General features: G+C 52.3%; 1 protein-coding gene. It reads right to left on the bottom strand.

Going from position 1 to position 1043, the window contains the following annotated elements; all coding sequences use genetic code 11:
* Positions 1-55: 55 nt before the first annotated feature.
* The gene (gene rfbD, locus JFC11_RS18845; RefSeq protein WP_198350275.1) at positions 56-952 is read right to left on the bottom strand and encodes a dTDP-4-dehydrorhamnose reductase; all 897 of its coding nucleotides are present in this window, start codon (positions 950-952) and stop codon (positions 56-58) included.
* Positions 953-1043 lie beyond the last annotated feature (91 nt).

Genomic DNA, 1043 nt, shown 5'->3' with positions numbered 1-1043 from the left:
ATAACAACAAAAAATCTGTGGGTTTTTATCCGTGGATTCCGTGAGCGTCCGTGGCTCAAAAACTATCTAGGTGTTCTTTCAGCGTTAATACTAGCTGGCTTTGCCAGGTGGGCATGGTGATGCCAAGTGCGTTTTCTAGCTTGCTTACTGCCATGCGTGAATTCAGTGGGCGCTTGGCGGGTGTTGGGTACTCTGCCGTGGGTATACCTGCGGTACCTTCCGGCGTAATCGCTAGCGTTTCCCCTGCTTTACGGGCTTGGTTAAAAATCTCACTGGCGAAGCCATGCCAGTTGGTTTCCCCCCTGGGGGCTAAGTGGTAGATGCCCATGGTTATGTGGGGGGTGAGGTGTGAGGCATTGGGAGTAAATGCCAATGCGCTCACTTGGGCAATTAGGCGTGCAGGGGTAGGCGCGCCAATTTGATCATTAACAATATTCAGCGCTTCACGCTCACGGCCCAGGCGCAGCATGGTTTTCATGAAATTATTGCCGCGGGCGGCGTATACCCAGCTGGTACGGAATATCAGGTGCTGGCAGCCGCTTTCAATAATGGCAAGGTCACCTTCCAGCTTGGTTTGGCCGTAGATGCTTAGCGGGCTGGTGGGGCTGTCTTCCTGCCAGGGTGTTTCGCCGCTACCTGGGTATACGTAGTCGCTTGAGTAGTGCACCAGCGTAATGCCCTGCTTTACTGCATACGCGGCTAATTGTATCGGCAGTTCAGCGTTTAAGCGCTTCGCCTGTTCCGGCTCACTTTCGGCTTTATCAACCGCTGTGTAGGCAGCAGCGTTAAGGATTAACCCTGGCTGGTGTTTGACTAGGTAAGCATCCACCGCATCTGCATTGGCTAGGTCGAGTTCATCCCGCGCCGGGGCCAGAACAGTGCCAAAAGGAGCAAACTGGCGCTGAAGTTCAAAGCCTACTTGGCCGTTACCGCCAGTGATGAAGATGTTCATGGGGTAATCCATTTTGGCCACGGATACTCACTGAAAAACACGGATAAGGGCAAAACATAAAAACAAAAATCTTTGGGTTTTTATCCGTGGA

Source organism: Vreelandella alkaliphila (assembly GCF_016107625.1).
Classification (GTDB): domain Bacteria; phylum Pseudomonadota; class Gammaproteobacteria; order Pseudomonadales; family Halomonadaceae; genus Vreelandella; species Vreelandella alkaliphila.
Note: the sequence above shows the minus strand (reverse complement) of the source record. Positions and strands in the feature narration are given on the sequence as shown.